The organism is Fulvivirga sp. M361, assembly GCF_007097395.1.
Lineage (GTDB): Bacteria > Bacteroidota > Bacteroidia > Cytophagales > Cyclobacteriaceae > Fulvivirga.
On the sequence record NZ_VKDC01000006.1, the window covers coordinates 417,786 to 435,777 of the forward strand.

Annotated in this window: 9 protein-coding genes; 8 read left to right on the top strand and 1 reads right to left on the bottom strand. The window is 43.2% G+C overall.

Translation table 11 applies throughout. The annotated features are described in order from the left end of the window. Positions 1 to 22 precede the first annotated feature (22 nt). Positions 23 to 364 carry an AraC family ligand binding domain-containing protein gene (locus FNH22_RS08830; protein ID WP_143397991.1) on the bottom strand — a complete coding sequence of 114 codons (342 nt, stop codon included), beginning with the start codon at positions 362 to 364 and terminating at the stop codon, positions 23 to 25. A gap of 479 nt (positions 365 to 843) precedes the next feature. Here FNH22_RS08830 and FNH22_RS08835 point away from each other — a divergent pair, with 479 nt between their 5' ends. The 8 genes from FNH22_RS08835 (at position 844) to FNH22_RS08870 (ending at position 17,953) form a co-directional block, all read left to right on the top strand. After that, complete coding sequence (locus FNH22_RS08835) at positions 844 to 1,509, top strand: hypothetical protein (RefSeq protein ID WP_143397992.1); 666 nt, start codon at positions 844 to 846, stop codon at positions 1,507 to 1,509. Beyond that, positions 1,491 to 2,300 (top strand): DUF3307 domain-containing protein, encoded by an 810-nt coding sequence (locus tag FNH22_RS08840; protein ID WP_143397993.1) that lies wholly within the window; start codon positions 1,491 to 1,493, stop codon positions 2,298 to 2,300. Before FNH22_RS08835 ends, FNH22_RS08840 begins: the two co-directional genes overlap by 19 nt. A 32-nt stretch (positions 2,301 to 2,332) precedes the next feature. Continuing rightward, positions 2,333 to 3,316 (top strand): glycosyltransferase family 2 protein, encoded by a 984-nt coding sequence (locus FNH22_RS08845; protein ID WP_143397994.1) that lies wholly within the window; start codon positions 2,333 to 2,335, stop codon positions 3,314 to 3,316. Positions 3,317 to 3,541: 225 nt separating this feature from the next. Continuing rightward, positions 3,542 to 4,192, top strand: a complete 651-nt coding sequence (locus tag FNH22_RS08850; RefSeq protein WP_143397995.1) for an RNA polymerase sigma factor — start codon at positions 3,542 to 3,544, stop codon at positions 4,190 to 4,192. 279 nt (positions 4,193 to 4,471) lie between these two features. Next, positions 4,472 to 5,494, top strand: a complete 1,023-nt coding sequence (locus FNH22_RS08855; RefSeq protein WP_143397996.1) for a FecR family protein — start codon at positions 4,472 to 4,474, stop codon at positions 5,492 to 5,494. Positions 5,495 to 5,654: 160 nt separating this feature from the next. Then, positions 5,655 to 9,098: a TonB-dependent receptor gene (locus FNH22_RS08860; protein WP_143397997.1), complete on the top strand. Its 3,444-nt coding sequence runs from the start codon at positions 5,655 to 5,657 to the stop codon at positions 9,096 to 9,098. Between the two features lie 10 nt (positions 9,099 to 9,108). After that, complete coding sequence (locus FNH22_RS08865) at positions 9,109 to 10,629, top strand: RagB/SusD family nutrient uptake outer membrane protein (RefSeq protein ID WP_185154136.1); 1,521 nt, start codon at positions 9,109 to 9,111, stop codon at positions 10,627 to 10,629. 199 nt (positions 10,630 to 10,828) lie between these two features. Beyond that, entirely contained in the window at positions 10,829 to 17,953 is a 7,125-nt protein-coding gene (locus FNH22_RS08870; protein ID WP_185154137.1) for a DNRLRE domain-containing protein, read from the top strand. Positions 17,954 to 17,992: the final 39 nt, after the last annotated feature.

Sequence of the window (17,992 nt, forward strand, 5' to 3'; positions counted from 1 at the left end):
GTTGTAACAGGGATATTTATTTTCAGTCCTTAGCTACGGCTTTTACTCTGTCCGCATTATCTGACAAGGATAATGTCAGGCGAATGATACTGTCTTTTACAGCTTTAAGATCATGAGGAATGCCTCCATTCAGTGTAATTAACCCTCCTTTTTCCAGGGAATGAATAGTACCTTCAACTCCAAAATCTATGGCCCCTTCTACTATCTCTATAACGATAGGATGAGGAGTTTTATGTTCCTTCATCACTTGCCCTTGTTTCATGGCTATTCTAATTTCTTTGGTGAATTGGGTTTCAAGGAGTACCGTTATGGAAGGGATGTTTTCCTTGTAGGTTAAGTTTTCATAAATAGCTGCTGTTTTCATATTGATTTAGGTTTGGAGCACTATTAAGGCTGAATATTATTTAGAATAATTCAAAACTATATCTTTTATTCGTTCACCCTTATGATTTGGATCATATCATTACGTATTGGCATATGGGTATATTGAAATGATCAGACTGATCATTTTGCAGTATCCCGTAAATACTTTTCTATCTTTTTCTTAACTTATTTTTTGTAGTCAAAGCCTGTATAAAAAATAAAGGGGTATCAAAATGTGAGAAACCGGTAAGCCAGTTACAGGTAAGCTTGATTTCCGGAAGGAGGCCGGGCATCTTGCATTAGAACCTTTGGAGGTACTAAAGTGCGTTTAGAACCTTAGAGGGTTCTAAATAGATTAAGCCTGAAATTGCCGCGTCACAGATACTTGAAATGTCATATAGAATGGCCACCTTAGCTAATTAGAACCTTCTAAGGTTCTAATCATTGTTTAGAACGCCAGAAGGTTCTAAATTAGAGGCTATGAAAGGTATAACGGGAGCAGTGATCACAGGCGATATAATTGGGTCTACAAGGATTCCGGGCGGCTACAAAGACGTACTTCACAAGATAGGTGATGATATTAAGCAGCATCAGGATGATAGATTTATCATAGACATATACAGAGGGGACAGCTTTCAATGCATTTCCAATAGACCGGGAAAAGGATTATTAATTTTATTGCTTATTAAAGCAGGTTTAAAAAGACATAGCAGTAAAATAAGAAGCGAAGAGCTGCAATGGGATGCGCGAATGTCTCTGGGCATAGGTTTTTTGGAAGAATACCCTCATACCAATGACTTAACAGAACTCACAGGAGGTCCATTTACCAGATCGGGACGTTCATTAGATCAAATGAAAGAAAAAGGACGTTTGATCCAAGTCACTACTGGTGAAGAACAATTAGATGCGGAAATAGCCTCAGTACTACCCATGATAGAGGTGATTACAGATAAGTGGAGTACCGCCCAGGCGGATGCGGTCTATCCATTACTTCTTTTTAATACTATTACTCAAGATGCTATTGGTAAAAGAATAGGTAAATCACAAAGGGCCGTCAGCAAGCGTTTGGATGTGAGTAAGATTGAGGCCATCAAACCTTATTTGAAGAGATTTGAAGAACAAATAAAATGGACATTTCGCAAGTAGATATATTTTTTCGACTTCTGATTGCTCACTTGCTGGCAGATTTTATGTTTCAAAGTAACAGGATGGCGGTCGAAAAGAAGAACGGCCCTGCATCCGGATATTATTATCTGCATGTCCTTACGGTGGGCGTTACCACTTATTTGTTGCTTGGAAAATGGACCAATTGGCAGGGGCCTTTGATTATCATGGTCATACATGGTGCTATTGATGCAATAAAAGCCCGTATTGAATCAAAACACTGGTGGAAAGCAGACAGAGGGAAATGGCTCTTTATCATAGATCAATTTCTTCATGTACTCACCTTGCTCATTTATTGGATCATTTACACCAAAGCCATTAAAGACTGGTCAATCTTTCAACAAACATTAAATACCCGGTTGTTTAACAATACAGATGTTTTGATAGTAACGATCGCTTACCTGGTGATCACTATGCCGGTAGGAATTTTGATTGGATTCATAACCAAAAAATGGCAGGATGAAATAGCGGAGGATGACCGTGAAAAGAGAGAGAAAGATCCGGATGGCGACTTTCCGGAACAAGAAAGTTTGAAAGATGCCGGCAAAACCATCGGTATGATCGAAAGATCGTTGGTTTTGACCTTTGTACTTATGCAGCAATATCAAGCGATCGGATTTTTAATAGCTGCTAAATCTGTATTCCGGTTTGGTGATCTAAAAGAGTCCGGTCAACGAAAGCGTACCGAATACATCCTTATTGGTACGTTGATCAGCTTTATTCTGTCCATCCTGATCGGTGTACTTACTCAATTCTTAATTCTGAAATTCTAGTGGATAGTTCCGACCCTCTCGTATCAATAATTATGGCGGTAAAAGATACTGAGCCCTATCTGGAACAATGCCTGGATTCTATACTGGCTCAAACGTATCAACACTGGGAACTGATGGCTGTCAACGACCATTCTTCCGACCGCAGCCCGGACATATTACGCGAATATGCCGGTCGATATCCAAGGGTTAGGTTTTTCAACAGTGAGCAACCAAGACTTATACCAACATTACAAGTAGGCTATGCCCAGGCCAGGGGCATGCTGATCAATAGAATGGATTCGGATGACAAAATGCCCGATTACAAATTACAGGTATTGGTGGAGGAGTGGAATAAACATGGAAAAGGAACCATAATAGCAGGAGGGACCAGGCACTTTGTAGACGAGGGGGAGGTGGGAGATGGATTTGTCAAATATGAAGAATGGCTTAATGAAGTGGCGCGTACCAGTACGCATTATCAGCAGATATATAAAGAGTGTGTTATACCGTCCCATTGCTGGATCATTCATAAAGACGATTTTGATGCCGTACGTGCATTTGACCCGCTAGTATACCCGGAAGACTACGATCTGACTTTCCGCTTTTACCGGCAGGGCCTCAACGTAGTGGGAGTGGATAAAATACTCCATTATTGGAGAGACCGGTCCAATCGCATTTCACGTACATGGAAGGAATATAAGGACAATCGTTATTTCGATCTTAAGCTCAGATTTTTTTATGAGATCGACCGGGATAGGTCCAGACCTTTGGTACTTTGGGGCGCAGGTAGAAATGGGAAGGATATGGCTAAGCTCTTACTGGGTTATGAAGCAACCTTTCATTGGGTATGTGATAATCAAAAAAAGATCGGTAAGGACATCTACGGCATACAAATGCAGCACTTCAAGGACATTAAAGACCTTGATAATCCTCAGATCATGATTGTGGTTACCTCACCTGATGGCAGGTTGGCAATAAGCCAATTGCTTCAATCCTGGGATAAGCAACCTGTCATCGATTATTGGTTTTTTGCCTGATCGAAATAGTTAGTATTCAATGATATTGGCCACTATTTATTGTTTAGCAAGAGTTGAATAGAACAAGACCTGGCTTAACCTGTAGTATTCGTATTTACATGTAATAAATTGAAAAAATCTCAATTTCAAGAACCAATGGAACTTTAAACTCATGATTTCCCGAGTTATCCGGTTCAATTTCCTATAATTTTCTATATTCATGGGTCATCACTTCTGTAAGACAGAATGAAATCTCAAAAAGTCATACATAATTCTCCCAAGATCAAAAAACTGGAACCAGTCGGGTTTGACCAGTTTTCCGAGAAAGATGAGCACTATGTTTGGGAGCGTTTCATTAAAGGAGACAACCAGAGTCTTATTTACATCTATAGAAAGTATGCAGATATACTTTATCGATATGGACGCCAATTCACCGGGAGGTCTGAATTTATTCGTGATTGTATCCAGGAGCTATTTTATGATCTTATAGACCGAAGGTCTAAGCTCTCCTCAGCACGTTCGATCAAAGGGTATCTTTTTGCCGCACTTAAAAGGATGATACTCAGGGATATAAAAAAGGAAGAACGATTACAGTTTGAAGAAGACGGCTTTAGCTTCTCATTGGTAGAAAGCAGCCTTTCTATTAATCCGGGGCTGGATATAGCCGACTATGCTATTATACAAAAAAAACTAAATGGACTTCCAGTAAGTCAGCGTGAGGTAATATTACTCCACTTTTATGAAGGCTTGAGTTATGCTGAAATTGCCGATATTATGAATATAAAAGTCAGGTCTGCGCGTGCGTTGACCTATCGTGCATTAGATTCTCTGGAAAAAGAACTGTCTCCCTTTAAAGGTTCGTTGTTCATGCTACTCATTCATTTTGCCCAATACTGACCTTCAACCCATCGTCTCTTTGTCCTGTTGCTTTTACAAACATATCTCGATGATTGCTGGTAATTTGAAGGTATGAAAAGCAGAACACCATACCTGCTTATGTATGAAAGTCTTCAGTCATTTTTTTGATGATCTTCCATAATATCATCCGGTTAGTATTAAAATGGTATTAATTGCTGCCATTTTTCATGGTTTTTAAAAAAAATCATATTTGGCTATGTACATTTTGGCGGTTAGTGTCTCTATATAACCAGGTAGTCCGTATTAATTCGACCACTAATGCAAAAAGCCAATCATCAAATTCTGGAATTAATTAAAAACGAGCATTTCGTCCAGTGGATCGTAACCCCTTCGGAAGAATCGACACACTACTGGTCTAAATGGATGCTAACACACCCGGATAGAAAAAAGGACGTAGAAATAGCGCGTCAGATAATTCTTTCTGCCCAGTATAGTAAGGATTACAAAATGCCTGAAGAAGATTATAACCTGGTGTTGGAAAATATTGTGAACTACAGCCAGAAAAAAGGCAACAAAGAAATTCAGTGGAACCCAAACTACTGGAAAATGGCCGGTATTGCCGCTGCGGTGGTATTAGTGCTTTTGGCAGGTTTTATGGCTATGCGTTTTAATGTCAGTAAAAACATCCGGCATGAAGTTGCGTCTTCGGAGATGATTACAAAGACCACCTTAAAAGGGCAAAAGATGGTAGTCCAATTGCCTGACGGATCAAAAGTAATGCTCAATGCTGAAAGCGAACTGACCTATTCAACTCATTTCAAGACCAAAAGATCAGTTACATTGAAAGGAGAAGCTTTTTTTGAGGTCACAAAAGATAAAAACAGCCCGTTCACAGTTCATTCAGGAGATATAATGACGAAAGTGTTAGGTACCTCCTTCAACGTAAGGTCCTATCCCGAAGACACTGAAAACTCAATTGCCGTCGTCACTGGTAAGGTTGAGGTTTCCGATAAGCAAGGCAATCAGGCTCTCCTGGTCCCCAATGTGCGTGGTGTATTTACTCTGGAAGATAATCAACTGTTGATAGAGCCGTTCTCGGTTAATAAGGAAATAGGGTGGAAGGATGGTGTGATCCATTTCGAAGACACTCCGCTACCGCAGGTCATTGCTACACTGGAGCGATGGTATGGGGTCAGTTTTATTGTTAAGGACCGTTCGCTCCTTTTCGGTAAATATACAGGGACCTACAAGAATGCTTCATTGGAAAAAGTGATGAAAGGTGTCAGCTACACTACAGGGTTCGAATTCTCTTTACAAGAAAAAGAAGTAACCATCTACTAAAAATAAGGCCATAATGACTGTTAAAATGCCCTTCGATACCAGCTAAAAAAATACCAGGACAAGGATCCTGGTATTTCGTCAGAATCATTCAAAATAAGTTTGGCGACTCCATCTGAATGATTCTGTAATTAGAAAATGTTTAATAAAACACTCAAAATTAATGAAAAATCATCTACCTAATGGACTTTTAAGGGAGGTAATCAAAATGTCACGTATCCTTTTTTGTGTCATTTTTATGCAAACGTTTACGGCATCGTTACTGATAGCTGCGGAATCCAAAGCGCAGGCTAAAAGCCTCTATGAGATCGACGTTGACATAAGTTTGGTGAGAGCTTCTATACCTGAGACTTTCAATCAAATAGAAGTGATTACAGGATTTAACTTTTCTTATAACTCCGAAATTGTAAATAAAGATCAAAAGATCTTTGTTGGAGGCAAAACCAATCTGGGGAAATTACTTGAAGATATTTCCAGGCAATCCAATCTGAAATTCAAGCGCGTCGACGAAAATATACATGTTTATAAAAAGACGGGTGAAGAAAAGCCTGTGGAAGAGCGCATAAAACGTGCGCTGGAATTTGAGGTGTCCGGTCAGATTTTGGATGAAAATGGTGATGGACTTCCGGGAGCGACAGTACTGGAAAAAGGCACAACGAATGGAACGGTCACAGACTCCGGAGGTAACTTTATACTATCAGTTTCCAATGAGAATGCTACACTGTTCATTTCTTTTGTAGGATATGAAGAAAAGGAAGTAGCGGTTAGCGGTAGGTCCAGGATCAATATAAGCATGGTGCCGGACATAGCCTCTCTCCAGGAAATTGTGGTTGTGGGCTATGGAACACAAAAAAAATCAGATCTTACCGGGTCTGTTTCCTCAGTAAAACCGGAAGAAATACAAGACCTGGCAGTGCCATCGCTTGATCAGGCAATACAGGGAAGAGCTGCAGGTGTTTTCGTAAGCCGCAATAACGGAGCGCCGGGTTCGGGAGCAGAAATATTTATCAGAGGGGCGGGTTCCATTCAGGGAACAGACCCACTTTGGATCATTGACGGTGTACGTACTGCGCCTGGCGTCAATTTTAATATGAATGATGTTAAGACCATTGAGATACTTAAGGATGCCTCTGCTGCCGCTATTTATGGCTCTGCCGCTGCAAACGGGGTCATTATCGTTACCACGAAAAGAGGAGAGGAAGGTACGACAAAAGTAAGCTTTAATTCGTACGCAGGTGTCTCTTCACCATTAGGTCTTCCTGACCCATTGAACACAGAACAATATGCTGAAATAAAGAATGAGGCATATGACCTTGCAGGAGAGCCACGTATTCCGGCCTACGCCGATCCTGATAACTTACCGACGGTTTCGACCGATTGGATAGACGAACTGTATGGAAATGGTACTATACAGAATTACGACCTGTCCGTTACCGGTGGAAGCGTCACTTCCAATTTCTTTATTTCGGGAAGCTATTTTAAAGAAGAAGGTACGTACGTGGGGACTGATTTCGAACGCTATTCTTTACGGGCCAATTCTGATTTTAAGATAGGGAAACGAATAAAAGTCGGAGAGTCTCTGTTTTTAAACTATTCCGATAGAGATCCTATGAATAGTAGTAGTCGGGATTGGATCCGGGCTACTCCTGCGCTTCCTGTATTTAATCCGGATAATCGATTTGGCGGCTTTGGTACGGTAGACCGTCTGGAATACCAATATGAAGGAGGTAACCCATTAGCCAGTGAACTCAGAACGGAAGAAAGTAACAAGAATTATCGCGTGGGTGGGAATGTATACCTGGACATCGAGATTATTGATGGTTTAAGTGTCCGGACAAATTTAGGGGCCAATTTTAGCTTTAAGAATGACAGGACCTTTACCAATACCTATTTGGGAGGTGGCGGGGTATTAATAACTTCTGCGTCCGTTTTACAGGAATATGACGAGAATATCCGGCTTTTGGGTAATTCAGTCATCAGTTATGATAAGCAAATTAACAAACATCAATTCAAAATTCTGGCCGGATACGAAGCCATCAAAACCAATATAGAAAGATATTCGGCTTCCGGGGCCAACTTTACCGGAGGGCTGGACGTAATCGACGGTTCGGATCCTGATTCCAGAAATGCCACAGGCAGAAACTTTACAGACAGGATCTTATCCCAATTTGGACGCATTAACTATAGTTATAATGATACATACCTTTTCACCGTAAATATCAGAAGAGATGGAAGCAGTTTTTTTGGTGAAGAAGAACGATATGGTGTATTTCCTTCCGCATCAGTAGGTTGGAGGATTATCAATGAATCCTTTATGGATCAGTTCGCCTTTTTATCAGACCTGAAGTTACGTGCAAGCTATGGTATTTTAGGCAACAGTTCAGGGCTGGACAGGTACCTCTATGAGGCATCCTACACGAACAGCGGGACACTCTATACTTTCGGAGATGGTCAAAACATTGCGACGGGTTTAAGGCCTTCCCGATTTGCAAATCAGGCGATAAAATGGGAAGAGATCGAAACATATAATCTGGGGCTTGACATAGCATTACTGGAAAGCAAACTTAATTTTACGGTTGATTATTATGTTAAAAACACCAATGATCTCCTACTCAGTGTTGGCCTGCCACCGTCGGCAGGATACTTACAGCAGGCATGGTACAACCGACCATTAAACCCCATTGTTAATGTAGGCCAGATCCAAAATAAAGGTTTAGAAATGGCGCTGTCATTCAGAGAACGTGTCAATGATAATTTCTCTTTTAATGTTTCGGCCAACGCTTCTTATAACGAGAATGAGGTAACAAAATTAAATGAAGACGAAAGAATAGTAAGTGGGCGCTGGGATGGCGGAAACGGTAATGTTTCGGTCACGGAAGTGGGCAGGCCCCTTGGATCGTTTTATGGCTTTATCGTAGATGGTATCATTCAAAGTGATGCAGAACTGGCAGCTTTAAACAATGGAGCTCCTGACGGGGCTTATATCAATCGTAATACAGGGCCTGGAGACTTTAGATATCGGGATATTGGTCGATTTGATGAGAACGGCGATTTTGTTGCCGAACCGGATGGAGAGATTACCGGTGCGGATAGAACTTTTATCGGAAACCCCTGGCCGAAATGGGTATATGGACTTAATGCAGGTGCAAAATTCAAAAACTTTGATCTGGCGCTCTTTTTTCAGGGAGTTCAGGGAGTGGATCGTTTTAATAGCTTCAAATCTATCACACATAACCTTGAGTCAGATTATAGCATGACTACAGATGCATTAAACAGATGGACAGCAGAAAGTCCAAACAATGAGCAACCCAGGATCATTCTGAATGATCCTAACGGAAACCGTGCGCGGGTATCTTCTTATTACGTAGAAGACGGCTCCTACCTCAGGTTGAAAAATGTGCAGCTGGGCTATACACTTCCTAACACGTTGGTCCAGGGACTGACCAGCCTGCGATTATACGGAAGTATTCAGAACCTTTTGACGATCACAGGATACGAAGGGTTTGACCCTGAGTTTGACAGAGGCGGAAACGCTGACAAAGGGATTGACAGGGGAGGGTACCCTCAATCCAGGATATACACATTGGGATTACAATTAGACTTTTAACATGCGTATCATGAAAAATATACTACTAATCATACTAAGTTCATGCTTGTTTTTAGTGTCTGGCTGTGGCGATGATTTTTTAGAGGTAACCGATGAAAACAGCCTGGTAACGGTATCTGTGTTTGAAAATTATGGAACATCAGTCGAAGCGATCAATGCTGCTTACACACCTTTAAAAGAAGTGGACCTGTACGGAGATCAAATTCACTTTTTCTTCCATCAGATCACACATGAATATGACCTGCTTTTTCAGGGAGATGACGGTTGGAACCAAATGAAAACTTTTGCGCTTACGCCGATCAACCAGACATTAGATGCGGCCTGGAATGGCCTGGGTAAAATAATATTACGATCAAACAGCGTAATCGAAGGATTGGAAGGCCTGGAAACTTCAGGAGATTTTACAGAAGAACAAAAAAATGAATTGGTAGGACAGGCATATTTTCTAAGGGGGTTTGCATTCTTTCTGGGGGTGCGTATGTTTGGCGAACAGCCTGTTTCAGTAGATGGTTCAGTGAGAGGTTTTCCTTTGATAACTTCTGTGCCGAGTAACCGTGAAGCTACACTTGTTTCAAGAGCTTCCGTCGATTCAGTCTATCAACAGATCATACTGGATTTTGAGGTGGCAGAAACCTTGCTTCCTGAATCCTGGACAGGAAATGATCTGGGACGGGCCACAAAAGGTGCCGCTTCAGCTTACCTGGGTAAAGTTTACCTTTATCAGGAGGAATGGCCTAAGGCTATCGAGTACTTTGAGAAGATCATTAACAATGCTTCTTACCGGCTTTTGGACAATTTTGCAGATAACTTCAATGGTGAAGCTGAAAATGGAAGTGAATCTATCTTCGAGCTACAATTTTCTAAGGAATCGCCATTGGGTGCGTTTAATGGAGGACCCGGGCATGTATATGCTACACGTCATGCCCCATCTGATCTCGAAGGTTTCGGTAATGTATCCGTGCCCTTGTCGTCTTTCGATAGGTTAAAAGACGACCCCAGGGTAGGTGCCACTCTTATCAGGCCTGGTGACTTCATCCCTTTCATTGATGCAGTATATGTAGGTACAGGCGCTGAGGATTATCGGCCGAGAAAATTTGTCGATATAAATTCAAGTCAGCAGAATACTACTTTCGGTCAGACCTTTAATGGGTTCATCAATATGCCCATAATGAGACTGGCAGATGTGTATTTAATGTATGCGGAGGCCCAGAATGAAAATGGCGGCACAACGGTAGCGCTTGAATATGTAAATAAAGTGAGACGTCGCGCTTACGGTGAGCCCATTGATGTTCCGTCAGTGATAGCCGATATAGCCGTTGCCGGAGGTGCACCTTTGCTTACCGCAATTCAAGAGGAGCGGTATATCGAACTTTTTGGAGAATGTCACAGATGGTTCGACTTGCTACGATGGGAATTGGCTGACGACGTTTTAGGTAGCAGAGGTTTCATTACGGGTACCCATGAAGCTATGCCTATTCCAATTGACGAAATTCAACTGAACACTGTGATCAGACAGAATGATGGATATTAAGTAACAGACGGGAGTAGCTGCTTTTTCTTTCATTAAGAAAAAGCAGCTACTGTCCCCATTTATTGAAATACCGCATTACGTCATAATCATTCCCTGTAAGTGTAAGTACACTTCCTATTTCAATTTGTAAATCAGACGGACAAACTGCTTGTCTCAAGCAATATGCCCATCTAATAAATAATGACACCTCATGAAAAACATGTATCACAGATATAAAAAACTTGTCAAGACTTATGTCGTCACTTTTGTCTTGCTGGCAGGCGGCGTACATGGCTACGGGCAAACTCCAACAGCTCCAACGCATTTGAGTTCTGCCAACATCACTGAAACCTCGGTCGACCTGACCTGGAAGGCTGCGACGGATGATATTGCCGTCACAGGATATGAAGCAGTACAACTAGGTGTAATTACTTCCATACTGCCACAAGCAGATGCATTTGTCAGAGGAGGGAGTGATGCTGGTAAGAACTACGGACAAGATGAGTTGCTTACCGTAAAAAAAGACGGTAATCTAAGCTTTATCCGTAGAACCTACCTCAAATTTGATATCTCCACCCTTCCCGTATCTTTCGGAAAGGCAATCCTGAGGCTGCATGTCATCGGTTCAGGTGTGAATAAACATGACATGCGTTTGGTACCGGACAACAGTTGGACGGAAAACGGAATTAAATGGAACAACCAACCTTCTGCTAATGCGCCGGTCATTGCTTCCTGGATTACACCTGGTGTAGGAAATATGGTAGATATTGACCTTACAGACCTCGTGAAGACAGAGATGGCGGAAGATAAACTATTTTCTCTGCAAATCAGAAGTCAGGGGAATCGGTTTATTTCCTATGTCAGCAAAGAATCCGGCAATACTTCTTTACGTCCGAACCTGATACTTTTTAATGAAAGTGCCACGCTTGGAACTACACCTGGCGATACTACACTCACCGTAGCCAACCTGACACCGGGTCAGACCTATGACGTTGCTGTCAAAGCGATGGACGGAGATGGTAACCGATCTGAATTAAGCAACCTTGTTTCAGTGACTACTCTTATTCCCGTAGAAGAGCCATCGGCACCCACCAACCTTACAGTAACAAGTGTAACGGAAACCACGGCAGACCTGGTATGGAACGCTTCCACGGATAATGTGGCGGTAACCGGATATGAAGCAGTAAGACTCAGTGCCGTTGATTCCTTACTTCCTCAGGCAGATGCATTTGTCAAAGGAGGAAATGATGCCAACAAGAATTTCGGACAGGACGCTAAGCTTACGGTAAAAAAAGACAATAACCAGAACCTCACCCGCAGGACTTATATGAAATTTAACCTCTCAAATATTTCCACTCCCGTAGATAAGGCAATTCTACGACTCCATGTATTAGGTTCCGGGGTGGATACACACGATATGCGCTTGGTACCCAGTAACAGCTGGACTGAAAATGGGATTAAATGGAATAACCAGCCTTCTACTAATGGTGAAGTCATCGCTTCGTGGATCACGCCGGGGATCGGTAATATAGTATTCGTAGATCTCACAGAGTTGGTCAGAAATGAAATGACAGAAGACAAGCTGTTTTCCGTGCAGATCCAGAGCCGGGGCTCCCGGTTCATCTCTTATGTAAGTAAAGAGTCTTCCAGTATAGATATGAGGCCGTATTTGATGCTTTTAGAGGCTACGGGGCTTAATACTACACCTGCCGCTGATACTACATTGACTATAGCTAACCTGGAACCAGGGCAGGTGTATAATGATATAGGAGTGAGAGCATTGGATGGGGATGGGAACAAGTCTGACATCAGTAATATTGTCCGGTTCATCACCACCCCTGATCAGGCGCCAGGTCCCTTGCTGGAAGCAGAAAGCCTGGTGGATGCAGCCTCTGAATTCCCAAAAATATTTAATAACACCAATGCATCAGGGGGAAAAGTAGTGGCGAACAATTTTACGTCCACCTTTATAGACTTTCCGGATATCTATGGATTTGATGATGGCGCTTTTGTACTGAGAGTAGGATACCGGAATACCGAGGACCAGCGTAAAACTCTGGTGGTAAATGGTGACAAGCAATTCATCACGCTGCCTAACAGCAATAACCAATTTGCTGCCACCCAGTTTTTCTTACAGCTCGATCCCGACCTCTTCAATAGCTTGAAACTGCTTACCGACGACGGAGATACGCAAGGAGGAGATTATGACTTTTTTGTTTTGGAGAAGGGTAGTGATGAGATTCCCAATACCCCGATGGTAGACGATGTTAATGACAGCTTCGGCTGGAATTTTGCGGGTAACTACCAGGATACTACGTTATACGAATATTCATTAGATAGAGGGTCGAGCTGGCAAGACGTGACGTCTAATCCTCAGCCGGTCGGAGATATGATCTATGCCGTAGGGCAGGTCCAGGTACGGGTAAAATCTGATCCTCTGACGGGGCGCCCTGCAGGCTTTCCTTTACTATCTGATAAAGCCTACAGCATTGATGTTTCATCTCTTTCGGTAGTGCCTGGTTCCCTGATTTGGAGACTGGGTAAGGACGACCAGACGGCCAGCGAGTTTAACCCTGACTATGGCGCTGCGGTTTCTTCTGATTCACTGCTCGTTCCCGAAGATTGGGCCACCCGGAATGACTGGAGCGTTTTGAGAAAAGGCCTGAAATTAGATCAAAATGGCACATTGGTAGTGAACTATTCGCTAAGCCAGGTGCCCGAACATGGTGTTGAGTTACGCTTGAGAATACTGGATGCGCATCGGGTAATCCCGCAGTTAAATGTCTTCTCAAATGAAACATTGGCCGGTCTGATTCAAATTGCCGGACTGGAAGGGAGCAATGTAGACCTCAAATTCAAAGAGACTTATCGACTGTATATTCCTAAGGAATTTTTGCAAGAAGGTGAGAATGTGCTTCGGCTATCATTGGATAACGGTCTGTTTGCCACGGATCAGGGAGATAGGTTTCACCGCTTCGTATGGGATTACCTGGCCCTTGAGGCCCTTGGAGCCCCTGCCAATGAGCCCATTCATGGACGGTATGTGACCATAGGCAATGATTTTAGGGCCAAAAGTGAGGCCATCAAAGCACGAACAGCATTTTTACTGGCCAAATGGTGTGGCATCACCTACAGTGGAAATTGGATGAGGGTTGGGATCACTATTGAGGAAAGTGGCCTGGAAGAAGATCGCAGGGCCTACCTGGAAGCGCTAAAGCAAATGAATTTTAATGTGATGCCTTTATTGTTCACCACTAATTTTATTAATAAACAAGCCGGACAGGGTGTGGTCACCACTTCGGGTCGAAAACAGTTCGAAAAGTATTTGAGCAACTTCAGCGACTTATTGACCGCCATTGAAATTTCCAATGAACCGGGCCTTTTTAACACACCTCAATCAGGAAATCTGGCCTTAACTCAACTGGCCGCAGAACTACTTCCGACCTATGGGCCACACCTTAAAATAGTTGCCCCGGGCTGGGCCTACTGGCCTACTAATGGCACACCAAATGGTTGGGCACGTAGCCCTGAGCAAAGAAGACCTATAGAATTGCTCTCAGACTATACCAATGGACATAGTTATACCACATCCGGGACACAGGGAATAGGAGGGTCCCTTGCCGAAACGCTCAGAGTATACGATAGCTACAATGGCGATGCTTTTCCGAAGCCGATGGTGATGAGTGAAACGGGAGGGAATGACAATGCAGCCGATAACGACGCTTATGGCACCTCTGAAAATAGATTTGCCGCTGTTTTTGACAGGGAAATGCGAGGTAATATTGGTTATGTGGATGATATAATATACCATGCCGATTATAGCCCGGGCAGTTTTGCTTTGTTTAATTACCCGGGAGATATCAATAAGTTTAATCCGTTAAACGCTATTGCTCATCCCAATAACAACGAGCCGCAAAACCCTCGTCTCAAGACCTACAGAAGACTGGCGCTGGCTTATGCAACCCATGGCAGCCCATTGTCTTTTGAATATATCAACCGGGAAGAGCTAGCGGGTAAGAAGGGCTATTTCAGAGCAGTTAATACAGCTGCTTTGGGCAGGCTGACTACAGGAGCCCAATCTGATAAAGTGTTGCTCAACTTCACCAATTTCGGTAATGAGATCCTAACCATGAGTGTCAAAGTAGTCATGCCTCAGGGAGCTCAATACGTTGGTGATCGCTTTGGAGCAGGCAGGACCTATGAAACTTCACATACACGTGTGGATTACAGTACCGATGGTGACAACAGTATTGTATTGACGGAAACAATAGGTCCGGGAGAATCGGTTCAATACATTCTTAATGTCAATGAATCCCAGCCTCCCACAGCCCCTTCACAGCTTATGGCCTTAACGAAGGATTTTAAGCGTATTGACCTGGATTGGGAACCCTCGACAGATAATGTAAGTGTGTCAGGATACAACATCTATCGGGATGATGCCCTGCTGAATGTAGTTCCCTCCAGTGTCACATTTTTTGCAGATCTCAGCGTGGATGAAAATACCACCTATGTATATGAAGTGGAGGCTTTTGATGACGCTGGAAATCACTCCGTATTGAGTAACCAGGCTATTGCCACTTCGGATACCATACCTACTACACCGGGAGGGCCGAAATATGAAGCTGAAGACTGTATTCCGCCCGGCGCTGATTTTCCTGTCGTTGAAAATGATGCAACGGCTTCAGGAGGTAAAAAAGTCTTTAGAAATTTCTTCCAGACAAAGTGTAAAATTTTTGGTGTGGTAGCTCAGCAGGAAAATTACATCATTACCATGCGCTACAAATCCCGTAATAAAGATGCTGCCAGGGATTTTCGTATCAATGAGGAACTTAACATAGCCAAGTTTAACACTTCTGTGTCTTTACCGAAGACTGGTAATGTTTTTAAAGATGTACAACAACAGATCAAGCTGGTACCTGGTGAGAAAAACATCATCACCATCTACACTCGTTTTGGACAGGACCAGGAAGTAGAGTATGATTACTTTATAGTAGAGCCAGGGACGTTACCTGCTCCTGTTCCTGAATGGAAAACGGTTAATCATGACAATGCAGTGATACTCTACTCAAGTAATTTTCAGCAGGATGGAACCCTTCACACTGCCAGCAGTTCAGGCGAGAGTGCCACTTTTACATTTGAAGGTACCGGCATTCGATGGTACTCTAATGTAGTAGCTGATTATGGAGAGGCGGCAATTGTTATAGACGATGTTGCCGTTGACACGGTGGACATTCCTTCGGCTGCTTTTGAAGGACCTGATAAGCTGGTTTTTGAAGAGGTGGGACTGGAAGACAAACTGCATACCATTAAAATCGTAAGCCTTAGCTCCGCAACCATCACCGTTACAAAGTTACAATACCTGGGTATTAAGGACATACTGGTACCTCCGGGGCCTGATGTGATCGTGGAAGATATCACGACGGAACCTGCAAATGCAAGAGGTGGTGACGCCGTCAGGTTTGTTGCTAAAGTGAAGAACATTGGTACGCTCCCAACTCCCGCCGGTGTGATTACAGGAGTATCCTTCAGAGTAAATGGTGGTGTGGTCGGTTTTTCAGATAATTTTAATTCGGTCATACAGCCCGGGGAAACAGTAAATATTACCCAGGTAAGTGCACCCTGGATCTCGCAGGCAAATGAGGTAGTGGAACTATTGGCTTTTGTAGATGATATTAATCGCTACGGTCAATCCGGTGTCAATGAGCAATCCCGTAGTAATAACAGATTCCGTAAGGCTGCATTTTTCTCTAGCCCAGGAACAGTCTATGAAGCTGAAGATGCGCTGCTATCTGACGTGACAGCCGAAAATACGACAACAGGTTTTTCGGGAAATGGCTATGCAGCGTATTCGTCTCAGGGAGGTTTTGTCGAGTGGAATATTGATGTAGCCGATTCGGCAGATTATGAAGTAGCCTTCCGGTACAATAATAGCTCTGGAGGTCCCGTGGTGACCCAACTCCTTCTTAATGGATTGGTGGTGGCAGCCGACTTTACTTTTGGCCCGACCGGAACTTCAGAATGGTTGATAAAGGATATACCTCTTGTACTGAACAAAGGGGTGAATACGATCAGGGTCACTTCGGATACTGTGAGCAATTTACAATTGGATTTTTTACGTCCGTCCACCGCAGTATCTGAGGCGGTCACTATAACACAACCTGGTACGGGCAGCATTTTTAATGAAGGGGAGGACATTACAGTGGAAATAGCTGTTTCCAGACCTGACGTTACCCGGGTTGTACTATTATTGAATGGAGAAACGTTGAGTGCTCTTTCATCAGCGCCTTATGTCTTTACCTGGTCAGGGGCCACAGCGGGTACCTATACCCTGGCAGCCCAGGCTGTTACCGCATCAGGCTTCGTATTGCAATCTGAGGTAGTGCCGGTAACGATAGCCGCCGGTGATCCGGACCTTGTAATAACAGATATTCTTTGGGAGCAAAATTATGTGGTGGTCAATGATAGTATACGATTCAAAGCAGTAGTTGCAAACCAGGGAGTGTCGAAGAGTCCGGATGCTACGATACTTTCCGTGAGGTTTAAGGTAGAACAGGAAGTGGTGACCTGGAGCAATGTATTTTCCGGCATTTTACTTCCCGGAGAATCTGTTCAAATAGAAGCTACATCAGGTATACAGGGAACCCCTTTCTGGCAAGCGATGACTTCCGGGCAGATAAGAGTAGACGCCCTGGCCGATGAAGAGAATAGAATATTCGAGTCTGACGAGAATAACAATGCTTTCTCTGAAACACTTTTCGTATTTGATTCACTGCCTGATGTGGCGCCATTAAATCTAACATCTATGTGTAGCCAGGATCCTTCCATAGACCGACGATGGAGAGTTAGAAATCCAAATAACTTTTCAATACCTGTGACCTGGGAGGTATACGGTACTTCTCAGAACGGAGTTGTTGAAGCGCTACCGGGGGACGTATTCTTCACCACAGCTACCGTGGGCGGGGCCAATACTACTAAGATCTATTGGTATGATGCCTCAGGCCAATTACGTTCGAAAGTAAAAGCTTCAGGTGGTGCCACCTGTCATGCAAATGCGAGGATAGCGTCAGATACGGATTCCACAGATGTATTTGAAAAGACAGGTCACATTTATCCTAACCCGGCCTCAAATTCATTTTCTATGACCTATGTGGCAGCGTTGGCAGGAGAGGTTAGAATAGCCATCACTGACCTGAAGTCCAGAGTGGTAAAGGAACAGGTATGGCAGGTGGAGAAAGGCAACGTGACACTTGAAATTGATATCAAGGACCTGAAATCGGGAATGTATTTATTCAACCTATCGCAGGGTGCTCATAGGTGCATCCAAAAACTGCTTATTGATAAGTAAACACGGGTGTAAAATTTGGTTTGCCGGAAGGGGGTCTTT